16 protein-coding genes are annotated in these 21,668 nt (G+C 57.0%); 7 read left to right on the top strand and 9 right to left on the bottom strand.

Annotation, left to right across the window (positions count from 1 at the left end; translation table 11 throughout):
- Positions 1 to 104 precede the first annotated feature (104 nt).
- The 5 genes from AB4P90_RS12755 (at position 105) to AB4P90_RS12735 (ending at position 7,167) form a co-directional block, all read left to right on the top strand.
- The gene (locus AB4P90_RS12755) at positions 105 to 1,964 is read left to right on the top strand and encodes an extracellular solute-binding protein (protein ID WP_395605946.1); all 1,860 of its coding nucleotides are present in this window, start codon (positions 105 to 107) and stop codon (positions 1,962 to 1,964) included.
- On the top strand, positions 1,964 to 3,022 hold the full coding sequence (locus AB4P90_RS12750) for a microcin C ABC transporter permease YejB (protein WP_038449934.1): 1,059 nt from the start codon (positions 1,964 to 1,966) through the stop codon (positions 3,020 to 3,022). Before AB4P90_RS12755 ends, AB4P90_RS12750 begins: the two co-directional genes overlap by 1 nt.
- Complete coding sequence (locus tag AB4P90_RS12745; protein WP_014718210.1) at positions 3,022 to 4,044, top strand: ABC transporter permease; 1,023 nt, start codon at positions 3,022 to 3,024, stop codon at positions 4,042 to 4,044. The genes AB4P90_RS12750 and AB4P90_RS12745 overlap by 1 nt, the downstream gene beginning before the upstream one ends.
- A gap of 10 nt (positions 4,045 to 4,054) precedes the next feature.
- A complete protein-coding gene (locus tag AB4P90_RS12740; RefSeq protein ID WP_019817606.1) occupies positions 4,055 to 5,626 on the top strand; it encodes an ABC transporter ATP-binding protein in 1,572 nt (523 codons plus the stop codon).
- Positions 5,627 to 5,772: 146 nt separating this feature from the next.
- Positions 5,773 to 7,167, top strand: a complete 1,395-nt coding sequence (locus AB4P90_RS12735; RefSeq protein ID WP_200600989.1) for a sigma-54-dependent Fis family transcriptional regulator — start codon at positions 5,773 to 5,775, stop codon at positions 7,165 to 7,167.
- Positions 7,168 to 7,204: 37 nt separating this feature from the next.
- Here AB4P90_RS12735 and AB4P90_RS12730 read toward each other — a convergent pair whose 3' ends face one another.
- Positions 7,205 to 7,915 carry a LuxR C-terminal-related transcriptional regulator gene (locus AB4P90_RS12730; RefSeq protein WP_200645966.1) on the bottom strand — a complete coding sequence of 237 codons (711 nt, stop codon included), beginning with the start codon at positions 7,913 to 7,915 and terminating at the stop codon, positions 7,205 to 7,207.
- Positions 7,916 to 8,352: 437 nt separating this feature from the next.
- Between AB4P90_RS12730 and AB4P90_RS12725 the strand changes: the two genes are divergently transcribed.
- Entirely contained in the window at positions 8,353 to 9,036 is a 684-nt protein-coding gene (locus tag AB4P90_RS12725; protein ID WP_032903861.1) for a peptidase E, read from the top strand.
- Between the two features lie 9 nt (positions 9,037 to 9,045).
- Here the strand turns inward: AB4P90_RS12725 and AB4P90_RS12720 are convergent, their stop codons facing one another.
- The 8 genes from AB4P90_RS12720 to AB4P90_RS12685 are packed head-to-tail and all read right to left on the bottom strand — an operon-like array spanning position 9,046 to position 18,373.
- Complete coding sequence (locus AB4P90_RS12720; RefSeq protein ID WP_395605945.1) at positions 9,046 to 9,774, bottom strand: SDR family NAD(P)-dependent oxidoreductase; 729 nt, start codon at positions 9,772 to 9,774, stop codon at positions 9,046 to 9,048.
- Complete coding sequence (locus tag AB4P90_RS12715) at positions 9,771 to 11,435, bottom strand: FAD/NAD(P)-binding protein (protein ID WP_200600867.1); 1,665 nt, start codon at positions 11,433 to 11,435, stop codon at positions 9,771 to 9,773. The genes AB4P90_RS12720 and AB4P90_RS12715 overlap by 4 nt, the downstream gene beginning before the upstream one ends.
- Before the next feature lie 24 nt (positions 11,436 to 11,459).
- Positions 11,460 to 12,779: a DegT/DnrJ/EryC1/StrS aminotransferase family protein gene (locus AB4P90_RS12710; protein ID WP_200600865.1), complete on the bottom strand. Its 1,320-nt coding sequence runs from the start codon at positions 12,777 to 12,779 to the stop codon at positions 11,460 to 11,462.
- Between the two features lie 45 nt (positions 12,780 to 12,824).
- On the bottom strand, positions 12,825 to 13,571 hold the full coding sequence (locus AB4P90_RS12705) for a radical SAM/SPASM domain-containing protein (RefSeq protein ID WP_200600863.1): 747 nt from the start codon (positions 13,569 to 13,571) through the stop codon (positions 12,825 to 12,827).
- Positions 13,572 to 13,626: 55 nt separating this feature from the next.
- Entirely contained in the window at positions 13,627 to 14,970 is a 1,344-nt protein-coding gene (locus AB4P90_RS12700; protein WP_200600861.1) for an amidase family protein, read from the bottom strand.
- Positions 14,971 to 14,989: 19 nt separating this feature from the next.
- On the bottom strand, positions 14,990 to 15,796 hold the full coding sequence (locus tag AB4P90_RS12695) for a sugar phosphate isomerase/epimerase family protein (protein ID WP_395605944.1): 807 nt from the start codon (positions 15,794 to 15,796) through the stop codon (positions 14,990 to 14,992).
- On the bottom strand, positions 15,789 to 16,970 hold the full coding sequence (locus AB4P90_RS12690) for a hypothetical protein (RefSeq protein ID WP_050587250.1): 1,182 nt from the start codon (positions 16,968 to 16,970) through the stop codon (positions 15,789 to 15,791). Before AB4P90_RS12690 ends, AB4P90_RS12695 begins: the two co-directional genes overlap by 8 nt.
- A 5-nt stretch (positions 16,971 to 16,975) precedes the next feature.
- Entirely contained in the window at positions 16,976 to 18,373 is a 1,398-nt protein-coding gene (locus AB4P90_RS12685; RefSeq protein WP_395605943.1) for an MATE family efflux transporter, read from the bottom strand.
- Between the two features lie 178 nt (positions 18,374 to 18,551).
- Between AB4P90_RS12685 and AB4P90_RS12680 the strand changes: the two genes are divergently transcribed.
- Complete coding sequence (locus AB4P90_RS12680; RefSeq protein ID WP_395605942.1) at positions 18,552 to 21,656, top strand: amino acid adenylation domain-containing protein; 3,105 nt, start codon at positions 18,552 to 18,554, stop codon at positions 21,654 to 21,656.
- The last annotated feature ends 12 nt before the right edge of the window (positions 21,657 to 21,668 follow it).

Below are 21,668 nucleotides of genomic sequence, written 5' to 3'. Positions count from 1 at the left end.
ACGGCCCGCCCTTTGGTGGGCCGTTGTGCATCTGATGACTGGCGATGCCCAGGCCGTTAGCGTACAAATCCTTATTATTCTTTACCCGGCGCTCAAGGCTGATAATGCGATTGGCTTTTTCATCTCTGCTCTGCTCCACCCTGGCCTTTCTAATGGCCAGCACTGCGGTGATCGCAGCCCCGCAAACCTACCTGACGGTGTACGGCGAGCCCGCCAAGTACGCCGAAGGTTTCAGCCATTTCGACTATGCCAACCCCAACGCCCCCAAGGGCGGCAGCCTGCGGCGCTCAGCGCTGGAGGTGGGGCGGTTTGACCATGTGCTGCCCTATATCGACAAAGGCATCGGCGTGTCCCAGGTCGACGGCTGGGTGTATGCACCCTTGGCGTTGCGCTCGCTGGATGAGCCTTACACCGTCTATGGCCTGGTGGCGCAAAAGATGGAACGGGCCGACGACGGCCTGTCGCTGCGCTTCTACCTGAACCCCAAGGCGCGCTTTGCCGATGGCACGCCCATTACCGCGCAAGACGTGCGCTACAGCTTTGACGTGTTGATGACCCAAGGCAGCCTGCGCTATCGCACGTTATTTGCAGACGTCAAACACGTCGCAATCGAAGGCGAACGACAGGTGCGCTTTGATTTTTCCAGCAACGAAAACCGCACCCTCCCTCTGGATCTCGCCACTTTGCCGGTGTTCCCCGAGCACTGGTGGAAGACCCGCGACTTTGCCAACGGCGGCGGCTACGAAGCGCCACTGGGCAGCGGCCCTTACAAGGTCAGCAAGATCGACTCCGGCAGTACCATCACCTTCACCCGCGACCCCGACTGGTGGGGCAAGGACTTGCCGGTCAGCCGCGGCTTGTACAACTTCGATCACCTGAGCCTGGAGTACTTCGGCGACACCGAAGTAGCGCGCCAAGTGCTACGCGGCGGCGCCTATGATTTCAACCGTGAATTCTCCGCCACCGGTTACTCCATCGGCTACAACGGCCCGGCCCTGGACGATGGCCGTCTGCAGCGCGCGCACCTGGCCAAGGAGATGCCGCAGCCGGCCCAGGGCTATGTGTTCAATGTGCAAAAACCGATGTTCAAGGATCGCCGCGTGCGCCAGGCCCTGGCGATGCTGTGGGACTTTGAATGGGCCAACCGCCAAATGATGCGCAACCTGTACATCCGCCAGCAGAGCTATTTCTCCAATAGCCCGCTGGCCGCCAGCCAGTTACCGACCCCGGAAGAACTGGCGATCCTCGAACCCCTGCGCGGTCAGGTTCCCGACGAGGTGTTTACCCAGGTGTTCAAGGCCCCGGTCACCGATGGCAGTGGCATGATCCGCGACAAACAGCTGCAAGCCTTGGCCCTGCTGGAAGACGCCGGCTGGAAACCTGTGGGCGACAAACTCGTCAATGCCCAGGGCGAGCCACTGGAATTCACCTTCCTCAACGTCCAGAACGGCCTTGAGCGCCTGTTGCTGCCCTACAAACGTAACCTGGCGCAGATCGGCATCACCCTGAATATCCGCCGCATCGACTCCTCGCAATACGTCAACCGACTGATGGCCCGCGACTACGACATGATCGTCACGGGTTTCCCGGTCACCACCTCGCCCGGCATGGAGCTGTACAACTATTTCGGCTCTGCCGCCGCGTTCGATTCGGGCGCCAACAACTACATCGTGCTCAAGGACCCGGCCGTCGATACCCTGATCCATGGCCTGGTCAAGGCTGATACCCAGGCGAAGATGCTCACCTATGCCCACGCCCTGGACCGCGTGCTGCAATGGAATTACCTGTGGATCCCCAACTATTACCCACCGGGCACCTCCGCCGCATGGTGGAACCGTTTCGGGCGCCCGGCCATCGAGGCGAAGAACGACGAAGCCCTGGAAACCTGGTGGGAAGTCAGCCCCACCCCGCTGACGAACGAACAAATGCAGGCTGAGTTGAAAAAACGCGGAGAGGCCCACTGATGTTTGCCTATATCGTACGGCGCCTGCTGCTGATCATCCCGACGCTGGTGATCATCCTGTTGGTGAACTTCGTGATCGTGCAGGCCGCGCCCGGCGGGCCGGTGGAGCAAGCTATCGCCCACTTGCAAGGCATTGGCGGCGGTGGTGTAGCCGGCGCATCCGGCGAAGGCATCAGCGGCTCGCGAGCCAGCCGCGGTCTGGACCCAAAGCTGATCAAGGACATCGAGAAACAATACGGCTTCGACAAATCCGCGCCGGAACGCCTGTGGTTGATGCTCAAGAATTACGCCCAACTGGACTTCGGCAACAGCTTCTTTCGCGGCGCAACGGTAACTGACCTGATCCTGGAAAAGATGCCCGTCACCATTTCCCTCGGCCTGTGGGCCACGCTGATCACCTACCTGGTGTCGATCCCGTTGGGCATACGCAAGGCCGTGCGCCATGGCAGCAGCTTTGATATGTGGAGCAGCACGGCCATCGTCATCGGTTACGCGATGCCGGCGTTCCTGTTCGCGATGTTCCTGATCGTGGTGTTCGCTGGCGGTACCTCGCTGAACTGGTTCCCGGTACGCGGGCTGGTCTCGGAAAACTTCGCCGAACTGAGCGCCGTGGGCAAAATCGCCGACTACTTCTGGCACCTGGTATTGCCGGTAACCGCGTTGGTGATCGGCGGGTTCGCCACCTTGACCATCCTCACCAAGAACTCGTTCCTCAATGAAATTACCCGCCAGTACGTGGTCACCGCCCGCGCCAAGGGTTTGAGCGAACGCCGGGTGTTGTACGGTCACGTGTTCCGCAATGCGATGTTGCTGGTGATCTCGGGGATTCCCCAAGCGTTTATCAGCGTGTTCTTTGCCGGTTCGCTGCTGATCGAGGTGATCTTCTCCCTCGATGGCCTGGGCCGCATGAGCTACGAGGCGGCCGTGTCCCGCGACTACCCGGTGGTGTTCGGCTCGCTGTTTATCTTCACCCTGTTCGGCCTCTTGATAAAACTCATCGGTGACCTCTGCTACACCCTGGTGGACCCGCGTATCGACTTCGCCGCGAGGAACGCCTGATGCTCAACCTCTCCCCCGTGGCCCGCCGACGCTTCGAGCGCTTCAAGAAAAACCGCCGTGGCTGGTGGTCGCTGTGGCTGTTTATCGGCCTGTTTATCCTGACCCTGGGCGGCGAGTTGATCGCCAATGACAAGCCGCTGGTGCTCAGTTTCAAGAACGAGCTGTATTTTCCGGTGTTCAAGCGCTACACCGAGCAGCAGTTCGGTGGGCAGTTGCCGTTCCAGGCGGACTACCGCAGTGACTACGTGCAAAAGCTGATCAAGCAGGAGGGCGGCTGGATGCTGTTTCCGCCAATTCCTTTCAGCGATGACACGCCCAACTACGAACTCACCCGCCCTGCCCCGAGCCCGCCGTCGGCGGTGAACTGGCTGGGCACCGATGACCAGTCCCGCGATGTGTTGGCCCGGGTGATCTTTGGTGCACGGGTGTCGATCCTGTTTGCCCTGGCCCTGACCGCCATCAGCGCCGTCATTGGCATTGCCGCCGGGGCGTTGCAGGGATACTACGGTGGCTGGGTAGACTTGCTCGGCCAGCGCATCCTGGAGGTGTGGTCTGGCCTGCCGGTGCTGTACCTGCTGATTATCCTGTCGGGGTTTGTGGAGCCGAATTTCTGGTGGTTGCTGGGGATCATGGCGCTGTTTTCCTGGCTGGCCCTGGTGGACGTGGTGCGCGCCGAGTTCCTGCGCGGGCGCAACCTGGAATACGTCAAGGCCGCGCGCGCCCTGGGCCTGGGCGACGGCAAGATCATTCGTCGGCACATCCTGCCCAACGCCATGACCGCGACCCTCAGCTATTTGCCGTTCATTTTGACCGGGGCGATATCCACCTTGAGCGCCCTGGATTTCCTTGGCTTCGGCATGCCCGCCGGCAGCGCGTCCCTGGGCGAGCTGATCGGCCAGGGCAAGCAGAACCTGCAAGCGCCGTGGCTGGGCTTGACGGCGTTTTTCACCCTGGCGCTGATTCTGTCGTTGCTGGTGTTTATCGGCGAGGCATTGCGTGATGCCTTCGACCCCCGCTCATGAGTGACCGCGTATGAACCTGATCGAAATCCGCGACCTGTGCGTCGCCTTCAACGGCCAGACCGTCGTGCGCAACCTGAGCCTGGACGTGCGCCCTGGCGAGTGCCTGGCGCTGGTGGGCGAGTCGGGCTCGGGCAAGTCGGTGACGGCCCACTCTATCCTGCAACTGCTGCCGCAAGCCGGCACCCAAACCCTGGGTTCGATCAAGTATCGCGGCCAGGAACTGATCGGCGCCTCACCGAGTACCTTGCAAAAATTGCGCGGCAACCGCATTGCCATGATCTTCCAGGAGCCGATGACCTCCCTGAACCCCCTGCACAGCATCGAAAAGCAGATCGGCGAAACCCTGCTGCTGCACAAGGGCCTGGGCGGCAAGGCGGCGCAGGCGCGCATCCTCGAACTGCTGGAACTGGTGGGCATCCAGAAACCCCAGGAACGGCTCAAGGCCTACCCCCATCAATTGTCCGGCGGCCAGCGCCAGCGGGTGATGATCGCCATGGCCCTGGCCTGCGAGCCCGAGCTGCTGATTGCCGACGAGCCCACCACAGCGCTGGACGTGACGGTGCAGCGCAAGATCCTGTTGCTGCTCAAGTCCTTGCAACAACGCCTGGGCATGTCGCTGCTGCTGATCAGCCATGACCTCAACCTGGTACGCAGTATCGCCCAGCGGGTCTGCGTGATGCGTGCCGGCGAAATCGTCGAGCAGGCCGACTGCCAGGCCTTGTTCACCGCCCCCCAGCATCCCTACAGCCGCCTGCTGCTGGATGCCGAGCCCTCGGGCGACGTGCTGTGCAGCGAGCCGCGTGACACGGTACTGGAAGTGGATGACCTGAGCGTGCAATTCCCTCTCGGTGGCGGACTGTTCCGGGCCAAGACCTACCTGCGCGCAGTGGACGGCATCAGCCTCAGCGTGCAGCGCGGCAAGACCCTGGGGATTGTCGGCGAGTCCGGCTCCGGCAAGTCCACCCTGGGCCAGGCGATCCTGCGCTTGCTCGACTCCAGCGGCAGCATCCGCTTTCAGGGTGAAGCTCTGGACCCGCTCAACCATCAGCAGATGCGCCCATGGCGCAAGCAGATGCAGGTGGTGTTCCAGGACCCCTATGGCAGCCTCAGCCCGCGCATGTCGGTGCAGCAGATCATCAGCGAGGGCCTGGAAGTGCATGCCCCGTGCAGCCTGGCCGACCGCGATGCGCAAGTGGTCCAGGTGCTCAAGGACGTGGGCCTCGACCCTGCCAGCCGACATCGCTACCCACATGAGTTTTCCGGTGGCCAGCGCCAACGCATCGCCATTGCCCGCGCCCTGGTACTCAAGCCAGCGCTGATGCTGCTCGACGAACCCACCTCGGCCCTGGACCGTACGGTGCAGAAACAAGTGGTGGCGCTGCTGCGCGAACTGCAGGACAAATACGGCCTGACCTACCTGTTTATCAGCCATGACCTGGCGGTGGTGCGCGCCATGGCCCATGACATGATCGTGGTCAAGGATGGCAAGGTGGTGGAGCGTGGCGCGAGCCATGAGGTGTTCGAATCGCCCCAACACCCGTACACCAAAGAACTGCTGGCAGCAGCGCACATCCCTTTGTAGGGGTGAGATTGTTCCCACGCTCTGCGTGGGAACACAACCCGAGACGCTCCGCGTCGTGCCCTGGCCCTACGCCAAGTGACGCAGAGCGTCACGGTAGGCATTCCCACGCAGAGCGTGGGAACGATCATTAACAGGATTCTGTACCCATGAGCACTAGCCTCAAGGACTACCAACAGGTTCGCGGCCTGGCCATCCAGTCGCTGTTCGAGATCATCGAGCAGTCCAGCGAGGGCACGGTCATCGTCGACCGCGATGCAAATATCGTGTGGATGAACGAGCGTTACGCCAAGCGCTTTGGCCTCAAGAGCGCCGACCAAGCCATCGGCCAGCCTTGCGAGCAGGTGATTTCCAACAGCCTGCTGCGCCAGGTGGTGCGCAACGACCGGCCGATCCTGCTGGATATCCAGGACACTCCCAAAGGCCCGCTGGTGGTGATGCGCCTGCCGATCCACGACGAGGCCGGGGCGGTGATCGGCGCGATTGGGTTTGCGCTGTTCGATGAACTGCGCAACCTGTCGCCGCTGATCGAGCGCTACCTGAGCATGCAGCAGGAGCTAGCCTCCACGCGCTCGCTGCTGCGTTCGCGGCAAAGCAAATACAACTTTGCGCACTTTATCGGCACCAGCGCCGCCAGCCTTGAGGTCAAGCGCCGGGCGCGGCGCAGTGCGAGTGCCGAGTCGCCGGTATTGCTGCTCGGGGAAACCGGCACCGGCAAGGAGTTGCTCGCCCAGGCCATCCACGGCGCATCGCCCCGGGCGCACAAAGCTTTTGTGAGCATCAATAGCGCGGCGATTCCCCATGACCTGCTTGAAGCCGAGTTCTTCGGCACTGCGCCCGGCGCCTTTACCGGTGCCGACCGCAAGGGTCGCCCCGGCAAATTCCAGATCGCCCAGGGCGGCACGTTGTTTCTCGATGAAATCGGCGACATGCCGCTGCCACTGCAAAGCAAATTGCTGCGGGTGTTGCAGGAAAAGGAATTCGAACCGGTGGGCTCCAACGAGATGCTGCACAGCGATGTGCGGGTGATTGCCGCGACGTCCATGGACCTGGAGGCGGCGATCAAGCGTGGCGAGTTTCGTGCCGATCTGTATTACCGCCTCAATGTGCTGCCGATCCAGGTGCCGCCGTTGCGTGAGCGGCTGGAGGATATTCCGGCATTGAGCGAGGCGATCCTTGAGGAGTTGCGCAGCCAGCACGAACTGGACCGCGATGCCCTGGCGCTGTTGGCCCAACATGCCTGGCCGGGCAATATCCGCGAGCTGCGCAATGTGCTGGAGCGTGCGGCGCTGTTGAGTGATGACCTGGTGTTGAACGTCGAAGAGATTCGCGCAGCGATTGGCACGTTCAGGCCGGTGCGACGGGGGCAGGTGGCGGCGGTCGAGGGCGAAACCTATACGGCAGCAAGGGAACGATTTGATCGGCAGGTAATTGGCACGGCGTTGCAGGCGTGCGCGGGGAATGTGGTGGAGGCGGCCAGACGCCTGAAGATTGGTCGATCTACGCTATACAAAAAAATTGTCGCATTGGGCATGACATCTTAGTAGACGACATCCAGTACATGCCCATACCTGCTCAAGCTCAAAGCAGGCCGAGCGCAACGCCATAGGCAACTGCTGAGGTCTTGTTCGAAACGCCGAGCTTATTTTTAACGTTATTTAAATGGTAATTTACCGTATCAGCGCAAATGCTCAGGATTATTGCCACCTCTGCCGAACTCTTGCCTTCGGCAGTCCACTGCAATATTTGGCGTTCGCGTTCCGTCAACAACGGTTCCCTAGCGCTAGTCTCACCGGTTTCCTTCACGTCAATCCCTTCACTGAAAACTTCAATCAATACCCTGAGCTTCAAAGCCAGCTCCTGCGCTTCACTCGCGCTGATCGCTTTCAGGGGCCTAGCCACAGAAAAGGTCAACAATGAGTTATTAAAGTCACGTAAGGTCAGGGTGCAACCGTACTTTAAGCCGTGCCGAACAGCCTCATCGGACAGTGTCTTATCGACGCCCGCGAGTAAGCGATGATCCCAGATGACCAGCGATGACGATTTCGAGTGCTTCGCAATAAGCTCGTTCTTGCTAGAATGATGAAAGTCCAGGTATCGCGTTACCCAATGTAAGGGATAAGTCCCGGAAATTTTAGTCATCGGCTTTACGAATGGCGTCGCCGACCGAACAGCGAAGGAAAAATAGTAAAATCCCAAATCACCGATGACGTCCTGCATGGTTTCAGTTGCATGTTCTTCACACGCACATGTCTTAAATCGCTGACTCAAACTGCTGATCCATGCATACACACTCCACCTCCTGTATTAAATGTGATCACACTGGTCAGTTTCCTAGTCTTTACCAAGATTAGAGTTTAAAGCGGAAACGCCATTGACAACATGGCATATACTTTGTCGTGCGTGGAACGCATTTCAAGTGAAATATAAGTGTAGATGCTGTGCAGCGCCAGTGGTTCTTGCTGTTCTCGACAAAACCTAGCGCCCAAGATCATAGGGAAAAGTCTTACAAAAGCCCTTATCTCTCGGCGCAGAGACTGTATTGCAAATTAATAATAAATGGAGAATCCGATATACGGTGCTCATCTGATATAGAAATAGCCTATGAACCAAATGGTTAAATGCGATATTTTTATGGTAAATTGTAGTCAATTCGCGGCCTTGACTTGACAAGTCTCTATTCGAAGTAAACATAATCACAATATCTTTAAAACAGCGGGACAGAATATATGTCGAATAAAAATATTATTGTCATTGGAGGCGAGTCCGATGACGATGTGAAGTGCATGACACCGATTGATGAATACATTATTTCGTTGACCGGAAAAGCAGCGCCCGTGGTCCTTTATATCTCCACCGCCAATGGCGATGACCCGGAGAAAATCTCAGATTTCTCGAACAAGTATGCTGCGGTCGGCTGCCCCGTCATCCCGCTCGCATTCTTCACCCCGCCCTTCCCTCATGCGCAGCAGATTTCATCGATGTTCGAGAAGGCTGACATCGTTTACGTCGCCGGTGGTAACACCCGTGCGATGTTGGCGGTCTGGCGCGAGTTTGGTGTTATTGATCTTTTGAAAGCCGCCGGGGACCAGGGCAAGGTCCTGTGTGGCGTCAGCGCGGGTGCCATATGCTGGTTCGATTTCGGCCACTCGGATTCCGGGGGGGCTTTTGCGCTGATCGATGGACTGGGCTTGCTGCCCGGTGCGCTGTGCCCGCACTTCAATTCTGAAGAGGGGCGAGAAACGTCCTTTGTCGAACTGATTTGCAACCAACGCATTCATCCCGCCTACGCCGTCGATGACGGCATTGCGTTGCACTTCAAAAATGGTAGATATCACAGGACCCTTCACAATGACGCCACTTGCAGCGGTTATGCAATCGCCGTGCAATCGCCCCACGTAACGCGCTTGTGATCGGAACGTTCAATGGATGCAAGAGCCGGCACTCAGGTTCAACAGCGTACCGGTCATTGCGCCACATTGTTCGAGAAACACGACCGCCTGGGCCACCTCTTCAGGCCTCACCCATCGTTTGAGTGCCGTATTTTCCGCTATCAGATCGACCAATGCGGCCACTTGCGCTCCAGTCTTGTCCGACCTCGCCTGCAGGCTCCTTTCTTCTCCCGGAGTCATCACATCACCCGGCGCAATGCAGTTAATCCTGATGGCCGGGCCACACTCCCAGGCCAGCGGCCCGATCAGCGCATGCAGGGCACCTTTGGCGGCAGTGTAAAGGGTATTGCCCGTCTGCCTGGCCCCTGGCAGGGCCGCCTGGGAACCAATGAAAATGATATGCCCCATCTTGCTCCGCGACTGCCAGCTGCGAATAGCCAACCGGGCAAGTAACATGGGGCTGAAGACGTTCAATGCAAAGGTCGACTCCAGTGTGGATAGGTGGGTGTTGACGAAATCGTCATCAACACAGGCGCCAGCGTTCAATACCATCAGGTTCGGGGGGCCGGAGAGTTTTTCGGCCGCACTCCAAGCCTGACCTATATCGCCAGCCTGATAGAAATCGCAGTCAACATCACCACCGCTGCGCTGCAGGGTCACGACAGCGTAGCCTGCCTGTCTCAAGGCATCGGCGATCGCCAGGCCAATGCCATAGCTGGCACCCGTTACCCAGGCGATCTTACGCTCAGTTGCGCTCATAGACCGCCACCTCCCAATATCGCACAGGCGATGCTTTGCGCCTCTACGAACGGCCTGGATTGACTCTCGATGGTGGGCACATACCAGTTGTAATAGGTGCTGCCCTCACTCATTACGCCGGTAGCGAACAACCGTGCTTGTGCTATGCCTTGGGCCGATATGCAGTGTGATCCGGCACTGACCGCAACCCCCGGGGTGGCGAGCCAAGATCCATTGCGTGAGTGCACACGCCCGCCTTCCATCAGCCCGGCGAACAGGACGCTGGTTGTGTTCTTCAATGTCGGTTGGGCCGTGTAACCTTGCAGAAGGTGATCCAGGTCGATGCTTACCGGATCGGCAAATACCGTCGACTGCACATTCCAGCATCGTTTTTCCGATACCCAATGCAACTCAGGTGCGGGCCCCAGTGGCGTTGAGACAACCCCTGCGTTGATCAACATCAGCAACTCTTCCTGTCGATCATACTGCGGGCCGATCACATTGCGATTGATTGCAGAGGCAAAGTGGTTGTAGAACCAATTATGGGAGGATGGCGCCAGCCCCCCATGATTAACGATGGCCCTGATCGATTCCCGGGCGCTCATCAATACTTCAAGGGCGCGCTTTTGCGCGCTGCCCGCCAGGCCAAGGCGGGCTTGGTGCAAATCATTGGTGATGAACTGAACGACACCGGCGGCATATTCTTCGCTACTTGCCTGAGGGAGCTCAGCCCATAGCAGGCGACTCATCAACGCCGTTGCCGTTTCGGCCGGTACATCTTGTTCAAGTGCGACCCGTGCGACGTCCTGAGCAAGCAAGGGATAAATTTGCGTCATGAAATTAATCGTTCCGCAACCATGCTGCTCGCGCATTGCCAATGCAGCTCGCTCATCGAAGCGCAGTTGGGGTTCGAACTCAGCGAGTCCGTCATCGACCGGTCGTGCTCGCGACGGCAACCCGCTGCGCGAAAAAAGGACAATGGCAGGTTCGGTACCTGCTGCCTTATAAACACCGTCGGCAAATACACCGCCCCTGCCTCGGGTCAACTCAGCGATCGCATCCATGGCCGTCAAGCCAAACCCCTGGATTCCGACGGTGCTACCGGCCGGTATGTCCTGGCGATCAAGCCCGGCCTGGTAGATGTCCGTGATCGTTTCGGCGCAATTGGCAGCCGGCAGCAAATGGCCGACGGCAATGACCACGTAGTCGCTGACAATGCTGCGATCACTCAGCAGACGAGTGATCTCTTGCGGGCCATCCTGTTGTATATCGACGGCCTCGTCATCGACATATTCGACTTGGCAATTGGCCGGGCAATGCTCCAACAACAACTGGTACAGCGCGTGACAGTAGGCACCAAACCAGCGTCGTGGCACATAGGCGCCACTTTGCGCCGCTACGCCCTGCTGTTTCAACCAGGGCAGAAAATCCGCGAACATGTCTTTGACCAATGACGGTTGGAATTCGTCGCCTGGGATCAGGGTCAACAAGCCCGCCACCGTATTGAGCAAGAACCTGTCGGACAGCGTCTGGCCATGTACCCCCTGGCCCGGTAGCCCTTTGTTCACAATCACAATTTGAACCTGCTGCTGCGGGCGTCGCGCCGCCAGCGACAGGATACGCTCCAGCACGCAAAGCCCACGGGGTCCGAGCCCGACAATGGTGACGCTCACGGTCTTCATGACCTGTACCTTCTTGGGTGTAATTTAAAAAGCGTCAGCCGTCGGAGCCTGCCGAGCGGCGAGCACCTTGTGCGGCTGCGCGGCCAGGTCCCTGAGAGCCATCGCGATGCGGTGCGCTGAGTCGGCGCCGCCAAGCAAGACCCAGTTCGGCAGGGTGATGTGATCCAGCCGGGCGGACTCAGCCTGGGGCAATGGATAGCGCGCGGGCTCGAAATCAAGCCTGTTGGAAAAGTTTTTGATTCTCGGACTTGATAGCGGGTTGTACAGCCTGAACGAATTCATTGGTTGATAAAGCGGGCTTACCTGAACATTCAACGCTTGGGTCATGGCAAGGGCGAGGGCATCGATCGTGCAGCCCGGGAAATATTTTTTCAGGCCAACTTTCATCACCAGGTTGTAATAGGTACAGCGCGTATTGCGTGGATCACGGCGCAGGAAGGTAATGAAGTCCTCCTCTCCTTCGAACAACGCTCGCAAGGTTTCTGCGCATGCTTCACGTTGCGTATTCTGCTGGTCCAGATGCTGCAACCTGTCCAGCAATATGGCCGACTGAAACTCCGTCAGGCAAAAGTTCTGTCCTTGTACCGCACCCCGTTCGACCAACTCCAAGCGACTCTCCACAGGCGTACCGGAAAATAGCCGCCCGTCGGCCCTCAACTGCTCAAGCTTTTCTGCCAGCACAGGGTCCGAGGTCACCACTGCACCGCCCTCGCCCGAGGTCAGCACCTTGGCTTGTTGCATACTGAAACAGCCCAACGCACCAAACGATCCGACCTTGCGGCCACGCCACATTGCACCGTGGGCTTGAGAGCAATCCTCGATCAATGGAATGGCGTAGCGCTCGGAAATGTCCAGGAAGGCATCGATGTCCGCTGTTCGGCAATAAGGATGCACCAGCAGGATCGCCTTGGTCTTGGCGTTGATCCGCGCCTGGGCGGCTTGCGGCGACATCGACAGGGACATCGGATCAATATCGACCAACACCGGCACCGCACCAACGCTGCAGGTGGCGGAGGCGCAAGCGACCCAGGTCAATCCAGGCACGAGGACTTCATCCCCCGCCCCGACCCCAAGCGCCAGCAGCGAAATGGTGAGCGCGGAGGTGCCGCTGGTGACAGGTGTGCAATACAACGTGCCGCAGTAGTCGGCAAACGCTCGGGCAAAGCGTCGTTCGTACGCCTCCTGCCCTGTGTAGGCGCCACTGATTGTCCACCGTGTCGATTCCAGAACCTCATTGACGATCTTCAGCGTGTCACTGTCGTGTGAAGGCCATTTAGGCCAGCTAACAGTCGCCCCTGCCGGAGTGTGGAGAGAACGGCTCGTTGCGTCGATGTGAATACTCATGGGTTTTACCTGTTGACTGAAAAGTGCCTGGTTGCGAGCAAGTGCTCAGGAAATTAGGTCCCAAAAAGGTTCGGATCGGTCTGACATACCCACCGTGGTATGCGCGCGGTTTGTACAGTGCGTGCACATTTCACAGGCGCCTTGACGATTGCCGGCTTCCAACGCAGCGCGGATGCGCGAGTAATCGTGGCTATTCCAAATCTGGGTAATGGATTGCTCGCAGATATTGCCCATGACATGGCTGCGATGAGCGTCCTCATAGCAAAGGACCACGTCGCCGGTGATGGTAACGATTAGCATCTCTGTCGGCGCAAAGCAGCGCTGCGAAACGTCCTCGCCGGTGGCCTTGGGCAGGTCTTCCATGGTTCCACCGCGATTGGTCAGCACCAGATCGTCTGAAAACTGAACAACTTGTTTGGGCCGGGGCGGGTGGGATTTACCGCTGTGCGAGGTGATAACGATCATTTGCAGGCCAGCTTCGATCAACGAGTCATAGCGCTGCTGGGTCAGCAGGTCTCCATTGGTAAACAATACAGGACGGCATTTTGGCACTGCCGCCAAAATACGGCGGATGATCTCTTCCAGTCCTTTATGGATTAACGGTTCATTGTAGAAATGAAATGAGATCCGGCCATCAAAGTCTATTTCAACCAGCCGCTCGATAAAGGCAGATAGCACGTGCTCTTGAATCAAGCGTGGCACTTGCGGAAACGGCATAATCGATACGGGGCAATAGCTGCATTTACGGTTACACCGCGAATTTATTTCAATTTCAACATTTAAAAGTCTCATAAAACTTCGCCTCGTAACGTGGATGACAGGGCTTACTACTGTCCCTCGTGCTGGTTCAGTCTTTAACGATAGTTTCGATAGTGCGGCAGATTGCCAGTGCCTGTTTTGAATCAATTGTCGGCGCGCATAACATTTCAATGCCGACCGGCAGCCCTTTCGGACTGGTCATGGAAAAGTTCATCGCAATGGTCCGGGCACAGGTCGCGACCGATACATGCCGGGCCAGCGCAAGAGGGTCTGTCGACGCGTGACTGTGAATGTCCGACGTGGCCACATTGATTGCGACTGTAGGATGGATGAGCACTTGGCACTGGGTCTGCTGGAAATAATCAACCACATCCTGTTCTATTTGATTTGCAGTGAGCCGGGCACGCTCATATACCGCTTGTACTGGTCTACCCGTTGGGAGTGCCAATGATCTGATGCGGCGGGCGGCCAGGGTGTGTCGGTGGTCGAGCAGTCGTTCCAGCGTCGCAGGTTCACCTGCCCGGCTCTCCAGATAACTATTGAACGCGGGTAAAAATTCGTAGTTAACAATCGTGGTTAATGCGCAGGCGGCCGAGCCAAATGAGTCTGGCACCTCATGCATCACCAACGTGGCGCCGGCGCCGGCAAGCTTGAAGATCGCGTCATGCATACTGGCTTCAACCTCTGGCGCCAGCGCCGACAGCGAGAAATTGGCGGCGACAGCAATAGAAAGTTCCCCAGGCGCTAAGACGGGCAACTCTTCATAGTCATGAATAAGGCTTTCCAGCTTGGAGATATCATCGATCGAGGGGGCGATCAGGCCTAATTGATCGTAGCCAGAGGACGTTAACGGACAAACCTCATGGCTGGCCGGCTGCGCGCAAAGCGCTCTATAAGCGCTGAGCCCACAGAACGCCGCGGGAATCCGTACAGACCCCACGGTATCTTCGCCCACCGCAAAACAGGCAGCACCGCCCGCCACTGCGGCAGCACATCCACCGCTGCTGCCGCCGGGAGAATGCTCGGGAAAGGTCGGGTTGATCACCTGCCCGTAATAGGCGTTGTCTGACGCCCAGCCATAGCTCATTTCATCGAGGTTGGCTTTACCGACACAGATGCCGCCCATGGATCTAAGACGAGCGACCAGTTGATGATCAGACGTCGGATAATTGTTGTTCAGAGCCGCGGTGCCGTTGGTTGTCGCAAACCCAAGAACGTCAATGCTATCTTTGACAACAAACCCTACGCCGGCCAGTGGCCCGCTCCCGGGAGCTGACGAATTAGGGCGGGACGTCTGGCCTTGCGGCGCAGCGGCCAAGCGATTGACGAACACGCAATAGCGGTCCTCCCAGTCGACAGACAGGCAAGATGAAACCCTGGCCATTGGCGTTGAGTGTTCTAACAGCTGACGCAGTTTCTTTTGTTCAAACATCTCTTGTCTTTCACCCCGGTTACGGTGTTCTTTGCACACCAGATAAACGCGAGCGCACAAACGCGATGTCCGCATTCAATCCAGCAATGGACAGCAAGGAGTAGTTATTTTCCAGAATGTAGGTATTGCAAAATCCAAGACGTTCAATAGTGTCGATAATTCCTGCGACATTGCCCTCACCCCGCCCAAGGGGAACATTGTCATACGCTGGCAAGATACCGTCCTTCACATGCACTTGATCAAGCAGATAGGGATGGACTGAACAAAGAATTTCTTCAACCGAATGTCCCCAACGCAACGGGTTGAAGATATCCAGCAAGATTCTGAAGTTTGGTTCATCTACCTGATGCACTAGTGCTGATTGATGCCCCGCGGACAGACTGTTTTCGCTGGCGATCATCACCGGCAGTCCCCGAACGGCGCGGCACAGTCGCCGGAAAAACGTAGCGGTCGCGGCGAAGTCACTCGCCTGCACTATTTCATTTTTGTTGAAGCTGGGAATATAAACGGCAGGCACTTCCAGAAACGCCGCTTGCTTGACAATATGCACGGCACTTTCAAAAAACTCGGTTTGAAACCTGCGTGCGCCCTGCTCGTTCAGTCCGAACGCCTCAACCAGGTTCAAGCCGATGGCACTGACTTTATGGCTACCGCTGTAGCCACCCAGGCCTCCATTCAGGGCTTGTTCATTATTGACTGGACATGCCCTCAAAAGACGCAGTTGCGCCAATGTCTGAACGCCAGCATGCAGCACCAGTTGTTGGGGCAACACAGCAGGCTGGCAGGATTGGGGCAAACTCCAGGTTGCGCAGCCCAGATCAGTCATTATTGACAGCCAGGTAAGTGACAGCCTGTTGCAGTTGCTCAAACGTCAGCTCTTGCCACTGCTCCAAGTAGCCGACCGCGCCAATCGCGACGGGAATAACCAGATTCAGCGCACCAGCACGATGGGCAACCACCGCGGCCAGGGAATCATAAAGTGCCGGGGTATTCACTTCAGCCGGGACGCTGACGCGCAGCCCTACGCTCTTAAGGGTATTGACGATCAGATCGCAGGTTTGCCAGGCAAGTATCGAGCGTTGGGCACTGATGACAGCCGACAACGCAATATCGATTGCGACCGCTTCACCATGGCTGATTTTATAGGCAGTCGCTGCCTCGATATGAGGGCTGAATGTGTGGCCGAAGTCGACATAGCGCTGATAGCTGTCAAGCTCATACAGATTCTCCGACAGCTCCGTCAGCATGCCCGCTACCGACCGATCAATCGCGTCCCAGCCCACACCGCCCTGAAGCTTTTCCTCATGCAGGGTCGTTGAGACGTTGACCAACTGCCGGAACAGTACTGGATCCTTGATGACGGCTATCTTGATCGCTTCGGCAAACCCTGCTTTCAAATGCTCTACCGCTAGCGTTTTTAAAAAGCTGGGACACACAATGGTGTACTCCGCCGGATAAAACGAACCGAGGACACTTTTTTTCCCTTCATAGTTAATGCCGTTCTTGATGCCGACTGCTGCGTCAATCATGCCAATGAATGTCGTCGGTATTTTTATGCACCTGACCCCACGCCTGTAAATGGACGCGGCAAAGCCGACAATATCCAGGCATACGCCGCCGCCAATTGCGATAATCTGGCCATGGCGGGGCAAATTGATCTGTTTGGCTAATCGACAGACCTCGAGCGACATAGTGATATCTTTATTTTCCTCGGTAACGGCAAGTTCGAAAAAACACACCCGCTCGCCACACTCGAGTTGGGAAAACTTTCGACGAATGGCCTCGCCATATAATGCATTTACAGTTGGCGTATATATAACCATGGCGCAGCGTGTATCAATGAGTGATCCGAGTAATTCAGATGAGTCGAACATGACGTCACACGATAAAAAAATCTTGTACTCTCTCAAGAGTGTTGAGCTGATCGCGTAGCGATTTTCGAATTGCTTTAGTTCAGACGCTGAATGCCATCTGTTTTCAAAGTTTGTTGAGTTGCTCATGAGTCCTATTGCTCCTTGTTCATTAACAACGAATCAAACCCTCGTGAAGTAGCCGCCTCAGGCACTGATGCTGTGAGAACAGGATATTTAATAACAAGGTAGGCCGCGTAACTGCTGACCAGTGCCTGGGACAAAAACGCCAGATTGGATAACAGGCACAAACGCTGCAAGGTCACTTGGCCAGCGTCGATCAGCAGATACAACGGCACGATGAATATTGCCAAACGCGTGCAAATCGCCAGCAGCGACCAGATGGTTCGCCCGGCCGCTTGCAATATGGAACTATTGATATGGCTTAATCCCGATGTGACGAAATTCAAGGCCAGGCACGCCAGCACATAAGTTGCGTCATCGAGAACCTGAAGGTCGCTGGAAAAAAACGACACCAGGCTATGTCCCCATAGGTTACATACCCACGTCAGGCAGCCCATCACGCTGGTCACCAGCGCGAATGCGACAATGTATATTTCTTTGACCTTTCGCCTGTTACCCGCGCCGATATAGTACGCAGCGACTGGCACGCAACCGTGCGCCACGGAAACAGACGGAATAAAAAGTGCCTGGATGAGCATCAGGCTTATACCGACCGCCGCTTGCACAGGCGCACCTAACTTTGCAGCGGCCCAATACATCAGCGCGGTGTACATATAAATAACGAGGGTTTCCAGACCGGCAGGCAGCCCGACTGAAAAGATCCTTCTGGCAGTCGAGTATTCCCACCGAAACGCCATTGGTGGTTGGGCAAACTGACGGTAGCGATCAAATGCTCTGCGAAGAATTATCAACACAGCAACCCCGGTGGCGACCGTTGTAGCCAGGCCGGCGCCGAAGGTGCCCAAGCCATTGACACCCGGCACGCCGAAAATCAACAAAGGCGCCAGGATAAGATTGATGGGGACCGAAACACATTGAGCGATCAAAGGCCCATAGGGCTCGCCGGCGGCACGTAACCCGAAAGTCGCGACAGTCATGACTATCTGCAGGGCCAATCCTGGTATGTACCCGTTCAAGTAGGACTCGCCAAGCTCTTGGGCCGCCGCGCCCGAGGCCAACCTGGAAAGCATGTGAGCCCCACCCATGTATCCGGCAGCGACCACAGCGCAACTGCAAAGAACAGCCATCAGGCCCGCATGGACAAAGATCCGTCGCGCCAGTGCAAATTGGCCGGCCCCCAGTGCCTGACCAATCAACGCGACCGCCCCGATACCCAAGAGTTGCCCAAGCATGCCGGTGAGCAGCGCGGCAGTGGCAGTCGACGTGACGCCTGCGACTGCATTTGCCCCCAAGTGGCTGACAAAGAACAAATCGATAAGCAAATATAACGATTGGATAACGATGCCGACGGCAATGGGCACTGACATATAAGAGATGCTTTTGGCAACGCTCAGATAACTTGCAAACATGGTTTATCACTCTAGTGAGGCCGCGCCAGCTTAAACTGCCGTGCTGCGGCGCTAATGGACAAAGCATACTTCGCAACGAAGTCAGCGCAACTACAAAACTTGGTAGTTGCAGGGCGAGAGCCTATTCAGCAGGATAAATATCGCCACCGGCTATTATCTACCCTAGGAGAAAGTTGATATGAATCATGGCACTTACGACAGTATCTTAGACATGATCTTATATCACGTGAACTCCACGCCTGATCGTATCGCCGTCAAATGCGGTGCGCAGCACTTGACCTATCGACAGTTGGACCAGCAGGCAGATCTGATTGCCGGTTACCTGGAGCATAACGACGTTCCACGCAATGCTATTGTTGCAGTCGCCATGGAAAGAACCGTCCAGCTAATGGCTGTCTGCCTGGGGATAATGAAGCATGGCTGTGCCTATCTACCCATTGACATCGACAACCCTGAGCACAGAATCAACAACATTCTGGATAACGCCGGGGTTGAATGTATTTTCAGCGATGCAGAGTCATTCCCTCGTCAGGGCTTTTGCGCCACGACCGTCAACCCACACACAATTTTCAGCCAAGCCTACCCTCGTAAAAACATCAGCGGGCCACGACCCAGTACGTGCGCCTACTGTATTTACACCTCTGGCTCCACCGGCGCCCCCAAAGGCGTACTGATCAGCCACGGCGCGTTATTGAACCATACGCATTGGTTCATAGAAGCGTTCGCTGTCAACGAGGCTGACATCATCTTGCAACGCACTTCGATAGCGTTTGATGCGTCGGTCTGGGAGCTATGGACGGGGCTGGCGGCCGGCGCATGTACCGTCATGCTCCCCGCAGCTTATGCCAAGCATCCGCTGGGGATTTTGCTGACACTGCAGAGAGAACATATAACCATCGCCCAGTTTGTACCTACACTGCTGCGCGAGCTGGTGAGGCTGAGGCAATTCGAACACATCCCCTGCCGGCTGGTATTTTGTGGTGGTGAGTCATTGACCTGGGAGTTGGCGGACCTGTTCCTGGCGAAAACCCGCACCCCGTTGGTCAACCTGTATGGGCCTACCGAGACCACTATAGACGCGACCTTCTGGCGGGTGAACCCAGATGCCGACAGGGCGTTGCCTGCCCCCATCGGCCAGCCCATTCGCTGTATGCAGGTATACCTGCTGGATGAGCAGGGGAAACCTGTTGCTCTACCGCATCAAGAAGGCGAAATAGTCATTGCGGGACCGGGTGTCGCCATTGGCTACGTCAACAGCCCTCATGAAAATGAGCTGCGCTTTACATCGCTTAACCTCGATGGACACGCTCTGCGAACTTACAAAACGGGCGATATTGGCTTTTTTTCCACCACAGGCGATCTTCACTACCTGGGACGTCGCGATAGCCAGTACAAAATCAACGGGCACCGAGTAGAGCTTCTGGCCATAGAGGAAATCGTGCAGCAGACGCCCGGCGTGCACAGCGCCGCCGCCTACATTGATACGCTCGTCAGCGCAGAAAAACAGATTTGCGTGGCGTTTGTGCCACAAGCCGATGCGGATACACACGCCGTTGAGCAACGCATCAGGCAGGCCCTCTCCCTTCAGCTCCCGTCCTATATGCACCCCAGCCGAATCCAGGCACTGAGCGAACTGCCAATGTTGCCCAATGGCAAAATCAACCATAACACTTTGCGTGAACTGGCTTTTCAACCCGATACCGGCCCCACCGAAATCGACGCGCAAACCTCGACGGCCGTGCAATTGCAGTCCATCTGGACGGAAGTACTCAATCAGCAAACGATTTCCTCTGACAGCCACTTTTTTGAACGCGGGGCGACCTCCCTCTCGGTGATGATGCTGCTGGGCAGGATTGCGAACCTGTTCAACGTCTATCTGAGCCCCAAGGATATTTTCGATCATCCGGTTCTGGCTCAACAAGTGACGCTACTCGGCGAAGGTGCCAGCCATGGCGCTGAAAACGCTATGTTGCTCGACGCTTATGCCTGGCGCCGACGAGTGGGTGAACAGACGCCCGGGCTGGCTCAGTTGGAGATACTGGATAAACCCGCGCAAACCCCGGCCTACTTGGAAAATGTAGTGCTGGCGTTCTACATTCAGGGCACTTGTTCAGCGATCAGGGTGCGCGAGGCATTTGCTACGGTACTGGCACAGCAACCGGCACTGCGCTGCAGCTTCACGCTAAACGCACACGGCCAGTGGCGTCGCACGCAGCACGTTATCGATGATTTCCCATTGCCGTTTCACGTCATCAACCTTGAGCCGCAAAACCAGTCCGACGACACCGTTACAGACCTGGTGGTTCAAGCTTCACTGACCGCCTTCGACCTGAGCAGCCCCCCGTTGATCCGGGCCACCTATATTCAGTGCCCTGAGGCCAATGATGTGCTGATTATCACTGCTCACCACATTGCCTTCGATGGCTGGTCAGGCGCGGTGCTGATGGACCAGCTATGCGCACACTATCAGGCACCCATCGGCAGCGTCGCACCGGAGCAGATCGTGCATTGCCTCAGCTACTCAGACTATACGGATGCCCAGCATCAACGCTTTACCGAGAAGTTGCTGGACAAGCATCTGGATTTCTGGCGACAGGCACTCGAACATTTACCCGAACCTTTTGCCTTGCGCGGAGCGGGCCAGCGACCGGACGCGTTTACGTTTCGCAGCGCGGTCATCCCATTGAACCTGGATGCGCAGTACCCCGCTATAGAACACCTGTGCAATCGCAGCGGATTCAGCCTGTACACCATCATCCTGAGCGCATTCCTGGTGGCACTGGCCCGAAACACCGGCACCGAGGATCTGTATGTGCGCTCACCAGTCGCCAATCGGATCGATGCGGCCCTTGAATCGGTGGTGGGGTACTTCGTTCATCCCATGGTGATCAGACCCAAGCTTAGCCACTGGTCACCTTCCCTGCACCTTCTTGAGCAAATCAATCACTGCGTGCTCGATGCCTACGGCCATACGTTGTTGCCTCCACACTTATTTGAAGCCAACTGCTCACCACGCTCCAGTGCCTATGGGTCCCGGTTTCCCTACTGGTACAACCACCATAACTACCCGTCAAGGCAGCGCCAATTGGGTGACGCGCCGTTGCGGGGGATCGGCGTGCCGTCCACAGGCATCAAGACCGATGTGTCCCTTAACACGGTGCGCACCGACAGCGGGCTGATCGGCAGTCTGTCCTATTACCGAGATGGGATCTCGCAGGTGAATGCCCAGGCGTTGTTGGCGGATTTCCACCAAGCATTGGATAAATTGCTGACCATCGCCTAGTGGCAACCGGCA

It is taken from the genome of Pseudomonas sp. B16120, assembly GCF_044218845.1.
Lineage (GTDB): Bacteria > Pseudomonadota > Gammaproteobacteria > Pseudomonadales > Pseudomonadaceae > Aquipseudomonas > Aquipseudomonas paracarnis.
This window is presented reverse-complemented; position numbering and strand designations above follow the sequence as displayed.